3 protein-coding genes and 1 pseudogene are annotated in these 5,592 nt (G+C 46.3%); 3 read left to right on the plus strand and 1 reads right to left on the minus strand.

Annotated features, from left to right (window positions below; translation table 11 throughout):
* On the minus strand, window positions 1-425 hold a 425-nt coding region (locus DW103_RS17430), incomplete at its 3' end, for a hypothetical protein (RefSeq protein ID WP_199653051.1).
* A gap of 40 nt (window positions 426-465) precedes the next feature.
* Here DW103_RS17430 and DW103_RS17435 point away from each other — a divergent pair.
* The 3 genes and pseudogenes from DW103_RS17435 to DW103_RS17445 all read left to right on the plus strand — a co-directional run.
* On the plus strand, window positions 466-4,434 hold the full coding sequence (locus tag DW103_RS17435) for a hypothetical protein (RefSeq protein ID WP_122278491.1): 3,969 nt from the start codon (window positions 466-468) through the stop codon (window positions 4,432-4,434).
* Entirely contained in the window at window positions 4,431-5,354 is a 924-nt protein-coding gene (locus tag DW103_RS17440; RefSeq protein ID WP_122278493.1) for a hypothetical protein, read from the plus strand. The genes DW103_RS17435 and DW103_RS17440 overlap by 4 nt, the downstream gene beginning before the upstream one ends.
* A pseudogene (locus DW103_RS17445) lies at window positions 5,344-5,592 on the plus strand (hypothetical protein); the annotation flags it as partial. The gene DW103_RS17440 and the pseudogene DW103_RS17445, both read left to right, overlap by 11 nt.

Genomic DNA, 5,592 nt, shown 5'->3' on the forward strand with positions numbered 1-5,592 from the left:
GTTTGGGAAGAAGGGGTGACAAGTTCATTGTTAACGTCAATGACAAAGAAACCCAGCTGGCGTTCTTTTACATCCCCGTCCCAATAGTCGGACACCTGTATCATGTAAGCCCCGGAATCATCCTTCAGCGGAACAAGCCAGGCTTTACGACGCGGCAAATCTATTGTTATGACAGGTGTGGCATCGTATGCCTTGGATAAAAAGTCGACCAAGTCTTCAAATTTCACTTTGGGAACGGAATCGTATTCATAATGGATGCCACTCATAGGAAAGATATCTCCTTTATAGACTGTATCGATTTTGTTTGGATTTCCCACATGCTTACGCAATGCCGGTTCAAGCTGGCTTAACGACTGGATGCGTTCAACCCGGCTACAAGACAAAAGTAATACTGTGACCAACAAGACAGGCAATATCTTTTTCATGCAACAAAGTATTAATTCGCAAATGTAATAACAATTTCAGATGAAACCTATCAGACTTGAATTTATTGTAAAAGGCGATATAGAAAAAGAACTGGCAAGGGTTCAACTTGCCGTTAAAGGCGTAGGCGATGAAAGCTATACGTCCTTTAAACGTTTGTTGGGTAGTAGTAACGAAGCATTTAACGGACTTAGCCGTGGGGCACAAGGCCAGGCTGTAATTCTGCAACGCGTGATTCAGGAACTTCGGCAGAATGAAGCTGCCCAGGATGCCCTTTGGGAAAAATTTGAAAGAAATAAGATTTCAAGCGATGATTATGCACAGGCACAGGCACGTTTATCAGTTCAGCAGGCCGAATTAAAACGTCAAGCCTCTGAACTAAATAAAGAATTGGAGCGGGAAATCCAACTGAATGGGAAAGTTTCGGATTCTTTAGAACAGAAAATATCTTATGTAGCCTCCCTTCGTGCCGAGTATTCGAAGCTGACACAAGAAGAACGCGACAACGAACAGGTCGGGGGTAAAATCGTTGAACGTGTCAAGCTTCTAAGCCAAGAAATAGACTCGATTAACGGACGTTTTAGAAAAGAAAAAGAAGTTGTCACACTAGTGTCCGGTTCCCTGCAAGAAAAAATGGCAACGTTGGCAAAACTTCGGGAAGAATACAGTCGCCTAAATCCGGCAGAACGGGAAAACGAACAGATCGGCGGTAAGCTGGAAAAACGTATCAAGACGCTTAATCAGGAGATTGAAGATATTAATACTCGTTTCCGTAAAGAAAAAGAGTTGGTGACGTATGCGTCCGGCTCTTTGCTGGAAAAGCAAGTAATCTTGGCGAAACTTCGGGAAGAATATGCCCGTCTGAATAAGGAAGAACGTGAAAACGAAAAGATTGGCGGACAGTTGTTGAACCGTATCCGGGAACTGGACCGGGAGTTGAAGAATATTGGCAGCGGATTAAAAGAGACAAAAGTTGAATCATCAAGCCTTGCCGATACCTTGGAGCAGATACCGGGACCGATTGGTAGTGGTGTATCCCTTCTCAAGCAATTTTTAACTGCCGGAAAGGCTTTTATGTCTTCAGGCATAGGAATGTTTGTTGCCGGACTTACCACCCTGTTCTATGGTTTGAAAACGGCCATAGAAGGAAGCGAGGAAGCCACCACTAAAATGAATGCCGTTGTTGCGTATTCCAAAAGTATCTGGAGTACGCAAAAAAAGATGTTGACAGAGATGGCTGCCGGCATCTATAATTTACTCATGGGGAATATCGATGCCGCCAACAAGAATGCTTCGGCCTTTCAACAATTGCAACTCAATCAGGTTGAATATGCCAAACTAAACGCAAAGGCATCGGAAGAACAGGTGCGTATAAATAAACTTCAGGAACGGAACAACGGCCTGATTCTTGCCAATTCTTCCGCCATCGCGCAATATCGCACCCAGCTGATGGATGTGAATAAAACCTTTGAAGAACGGAAAAAAATTGGGCAAGAAATATTAAAACTGGAAAAGGAAAATGCGAACCTGGAATTACAACCTATTGCTGAAAATTATTATAATTACATCAAGCTTGAATCTGAAACATTTAGAAGAATTTCCGAAGAATTTCCGCGACAGACGGAACTTGCCAACAAGTATTTTAAAACCTTAACCGACGGCGGGGAACTCTCGCTTACGCAACAGCACGAGCTGATTAATGCAATCAATGATATTACCGCCGGATTGGATAAGGGCTGGGATGATGAGAAGAAAGCCAAGTTCCGCTCCTATTTTACCGATGCCCTGACCGTAACAAAGGAGTATTACAGCAAGTCCCGCGAGGTATCCACCAACCTTAGCAACATCATCAAACAGCAGGCGAACGAGACGGCCAGGGCAAATAAAAAGACAGCCCTGCAGAAGCTGGAAGAAGAAGTAAAGCTCTATAAGGAGCAATACGCCATCCTGTATGCCTATGAGCGTAACATGGGAAAGGAAGCGGCAGACGAAGCCTTTAAGGACCTGAAGGCGAAAGGCGGTGATTTTATCGCCTACCTGTCGAACAAAATCAATGAATTGCAGAACAAGCCGAACCGCACGAAAGATGATGATGTAATGCTTGGCTACCTCCAAAAGACACGCCAGGAGACAGCCCCAAAGTTCGATGCGGCAGCTTTCAAGCAGAGTATCGAAGAGAAAAAGAAGCTATACAAGGAAGATATAGAAGGCTATCTGGCCTACCTGGAAAAACTGCGCAAGCTGATGGAACAGGACACCGGTACAGCCGGAACCCAGAAACGCATCGTCTTAGACCTCGAAATTAAGGAAACGAAGGAAGAGCAGCAGAAAAACCTGGATGACCTGCTGAAAAACTATCGGTCGTTTACCGTAAAAATGTCCAGCCTGGAAAAGAATTACCAGCGTGATATGTCCCGGCTGGCCGAAGCCGGCCAAAAGGCCACGACGGACTATGACAAAAAACGCTATCAGGACGCGATGGATGCCCGGACCGACGCATACGATGTGGAAGTCGCCACCCTGATTTCGGAAAATTCAAGCTTTGCAGAAGTCCTTTTCGGGGATATGGAACGCATTTCCCGTTCGGCGTTGAAAAAGGCGATAAGCGAAGCAAAGGCGTTTATCGAAGAGTGGAAAAAGCGGGTAGACGAATTAACCCCGGAAATGAAATCCTTGTTGAACAACATAGAACAAGGCATTCGGGGAGCCGAACAGGAAAGCGCCAGCCGTTTGCCGGAGGATTTACAGGCCGCAGCCACGGCATTACAGGATTGTGCCACGATGGCGGAGGCTTTCGACAGCAATCTGGCAGATGTCTGTAGCACGGCTGCGGATGCCGCCCAGGCCGCCTCTCACATAGCCGGTGGTATCGCCCAGATTGGTACCGGAAACTTTGTACAGGGTGCCGCCAGCATCCTGACCGGTATAACCGGCTTCATTACAGGCATAGGAAAACGTATCAAGGAAAACAAAAAAATACGGCAGGAATACTTGCAGAGTCTCGTTGAGACTTATAGCAAGGAAATGGAATATAACGCCATCCTGCGCGAACGCCTCCGTACCCAGCAACAGATAGGTGAATCCTCCCTCCAGTATTTCGGTCGGATGCAAAAGGAACTTGAAAAACAGAAGGGTGCCATAAACAAGGAATACCAAGAGGTATGGGGCAAACTGATGGGTGAGAACTATATCTCCGGAACCGGTTATAAACACGGTACTTGGTTCCGGAAGGCAAAAACATGGAACGAATACTCCAGCCTTGCCGGCAAGACGTACGATGAGATTGAAAGCCTCTATACGGCCGATAAACTGGACGGTGCCGCCAAAACGCTTTTCGAACGCCTGAAGCAGCTTAAGGAGGAAGGTGCGGATGTCGTTGAAATGATGGATAACCTGAAAGAGGAAATGCGGGAAGCCTGGACAGGGACAACCTCGTCGGCCATTACGGACAGCATCGCACAGGGATTATTGGACGGTAAACGCTCTGCGGCGGACTTCGCCGATGACTTCCGCGACCTGATGCGTAACGCCATGATGCAAGGCATAAAGATGAAATACCTGGAGGCTCCCCTGCAAGAGTGGTACACCCGGTTTGCCGAAGCCTCCGAAAACGGATTGACGACGGATAAGATAGAAGAACTGCGTCGACAATACGATGCCATCATTCAGAGCGCCGCAAACGAAGCGGAAGCGTTGGAAAAAATCACAGGCGTGCAACTGGGCGAAGAGGCAACACGTTCTGCCGTGGCAAAAGGAATACAATCCGTCAGCCAGGATAGTTTCAATGAATTTATGGGGAGCGTGAACGCCCTGCTCTATATAACATCCGGTATAGACAAGAATGTAAGTAACATTCAGAACATCCTGTATCAGGCTGCCGCAAAGTGGATAGAAATAGAAGAAAACACCCGCTATTGTCGCCGTCTGGACGGTATCGACCTGGACATAAAAGAGATGAAGAACGGTATAAGCTCTTTGGTAAACAACGGAATTTTATTGCGTAACAGATGATAGGTGCATTCTACATAGACGACATCGATATATATGCCCGCTACGGCGTGGTTATAACCAGCGGCGGGTATAACGACCTGCTACGTTTTCCGGCCCTGAAGGAACCGGATAAAAACGACTGGCCGGAAGAAGACGGCATAGAGGTAGACCTTTCAGCCCCGACACTGGAAGCGAAAGAGGTAACCGTCTCTTTTGCTTCAAACCGTCCGGATACAGGCGATTTTATCTACCTGGTAAGCCAGCCGGGATATCACACCCTGCACATAACAGAATTGGGGAAAGAATGGCGTCTCCGTCTACTTACACAGACAGCTTGCAAGGATTACACGTCGGCCGTTTCCTTCAGTTTAAAATTTGCGGATGATTTTCCTTCCAGGTCTGATGATTATTTGCCGGCTTCAGGCAGTGGCATGACGTTGCCGGTGTCTGAATATAAAATAGACAATATTCCCCTTTCCCTGTATGGGATTGAAATTATAGGAGGCTGGGATGACCTTTTGAAGTCCCCGACCGTAAAACAGAACCTTACCCGTTCTTTTGCCACATCGGACGGTAAGTTTTACGATGCAGATTTTGTCGTGTTTAATTCGAAAGAGACAACGCTTAAATGCTGTTTAAGCGCTGTTTCAATGGCAAAGTTTTGGGAGTGCTATACTGCATTTTTCAATGACCTTGTTAAGCCTGACGAACGGTCCCTTTACTGGGAATATGTAGGGGAAGAGTACCCCTGCTATTACAAGCAGTCCTCCGGGTTCCGGGTGGTGTCCCTATCCGGTCCTGTTGTGGTAGAATTCAGCCTGACGCTTGTATTTACCGTGTTCCGCATAGGCGAAACAGAATATTTACTTGCCTCTGAAGACGGGGAAATGATAGAAACTGAAGACGGAGAATACTTAATCGATATGAATTATGGCGGATAAAAAGAAAAAAATATCAGAATTGCCCCTTATAAAGTCCCTTATAGGTCTGTATACAATTGGTGTTGATGCTGCAAACAATAGCGGTAAAGTAAGCCTTGAGTGGCTACAAAACGCATATGAGAATGTATTAACTGCAATAACAAATGCCAATAAAGCAACAACAATAGCTAACACGGCAGCCGACATAGCTAATAAAGCGGCAACGAATGCAGACTCTCGGATGGTTCAAATCTCCGAA

The sequence above is a fragment of the Parabacteroides sp. AM08-6 genome, from assembly GCF_003473295.1.
GTDB lineage: Bacteria > Bacteroidota > Bacteroidia > Bacteroidales > Tannerellaceae > Parabacteroides.

Bases quoted from the DNA above. Each gene is read 5' to 3' on its own strand.
- DW103_RS17435 (WP_122278491.1), top strand. From the start codon at position 466: ATGAAACCTATCAGACTTGAATTTATTGTAAAAGGCGATATAGAAAAA.
- DW103_RS17440 (WP_122278493.1), top strand. From the start codon at position 4,431: ATGATAGGTGCATTCTACATAGACGACATCGATATATATGCCCGCTAC.